The sequence below is a fragment of the Amycolatopsis sp. CA-126428 genome (genome assembly GCF_002904335.1).
In the GTDB taxonomy this organism is placed as follows: domain Bacteria; phylum Actinomycetota; class Actinomycetes; order Mycobacteriales; family Pseudonocardiaceae; genus Amycolatopsis.
In genome coordinates this window covers 1-1,450 of the sequence record NZ_PPHF01000003.1, presented here as the reverse complement: position 1 = coordinate 1,450, position 1,450 = coordinate 1, and the positions used below count along the sequence as shown (strand labels likewise).

At 64.7% G+C, this 1,450-nt stretch carries 2 protein-coding genes; one reads left to right on the top strand and one right to left on the bottom strand.

Going from position 1 to position 1,450, the window contains the following annotated elements:
• Window positions 1–35: 35 nt before the first annotated feature.
• On the bottom strand, window positions 36–317 hold the full coding sequence (locus tag C2L58_RS00845) for a hypothetical protein (RefSeq protein ID WP_103334969.1): 282 nt from the start codon (window positions 315–317) through the stop codon (window positions 36–38).
• 215 nt (window positions 318–532) lie between these two features.
• Here C2L58_RS00845 and C2L58_RS00840 point away from each other — a divergent pair, with 215 nt between their 5' ends.
• Window positions 533–1,396: a pentapeptide repeat-containing protein gene (locus C2L58_RS00840; protein WP_103334968.1), complete on the top strand. Its 864-nt coding sequence runs from the start codon at window positions 533–535 to the stop codon at window positions 1,394–1,396.
• Window positions 1,397–1,450: the final 54 nt, after the last annotated feature.

The following is a 1,450-nucleotide window of genomic DNA, read 5'->3' as shown; positions in this document are numbered from 1 at the left end:
GGCACGGTGACATCCTTCCAGGAGAGGCCGAAACCTCACAGGTGAGGTGTCAACCAGACCCTGGGCAGACCCGCCAGTGCCATACCAGTCATGCGGCGGCCAACCAGCTCGAACCAGCGGGCCATCTCGGTCGCGTGGATTCCGTGGAAGGTGATCAGAGGCGAGCCGTCGAGGTCGCGAATCATGATCTCGTCGCCGGTGTCGTCGAGACGCCAGAACGGCATCCTGGAGCCGACGGCGTGCACATGGTCCGCGTGTTTCCGCATCCGCTTCGCGACTTCGGCGCGCTCCAACTGGCGCTCGTACTTCGTGACCATGACGTGCTCCTTCGTGCCGGAGCTGGGCAAACACTTCCCCTGCCTGCGCGGCCTACGGCCGAATGTAGAACATGTGTTCGACTTCGACAACTTTGTGCGCGTGGTGCCGCGACCGGTAGTGATGTGACGACCGGCGGTAGTTGTCACAAACAGATCGTGGTCGTCACCAGGAGCTTTGGCGGCCAGGCGGTGCGGCGGAAAGAGTTGTCGGTTACGTGTCGCGCGCCGGAGGCGACTTCCTGGCCATGAGTGCAAACGGCGACAAGAGCCGGTTCGGTGGGCTTCGACGGTGGTGGGCTCGGCGCGGCGGCTCGTGGTGGTGGGCGACGCTGGTCATCGTCCTACCCGTCGCGCTGATTACCGCTATTGCGCTGATCACCCTGCTGACCTTCGTCGACGTCGCGCACGACCCGAAAGACCGGATCGAGGTCATCAAGACCGGGTTGACCGTCGGGGCCGGTACAGGCGGCATCGTCGCCCTGATCCTGACCGGGCGACGGCAGTGGGCCACCGAGCACGACAACCGCGAACGCCGTCTCACCGAGTTGTACGTCAAAGCCGTCGAACAGCTCGGCTCGGAGAAGGCACCAGTCCGGCACGGAGGCCTGTACGCGCTGGCCCGCGTCGGGCAGGACAACCCAAGCCAACGGCAGAATGTGGTCGACGTGCTCTGCGCATACCTGCGCGCGCCCTACGTGCCTCCCCTCGATGCCCCGGTGCTCAGGATCGGGCTGCCGCGCCCCCTCGTGCGCACGACACGGTCAGCGGATCGTGGAGCAAAATCGGCGGCCCGCGATATACCGAAGCTGCTAACCCGCGGTGCCGTCGAGGACGAAGCCCGCCAAGAACGCGAGGTGCGACTCACCGCGCAACGGCTGCTCGCGCGCCACCTTCACCACGATGACCAGAAGCATCCTCCCGCGACTTTCTGGGCAAACATGAACCTTGACCTGACCGGAGCGACCCTCATCGACTTCGACCTCAGCAACTGCCGCGTCAACGAAGCCACATTCACCCAAGCCAAGTTCAGCGGAGGGGACTGTCCCGTGATCGGTGTTTCCGGCGTTGTTGATCAGTAGGTCTCGGCTGCCGGCCAGCGGTCACCGAAGGTGATGGCGAAGGCGTTGATCACG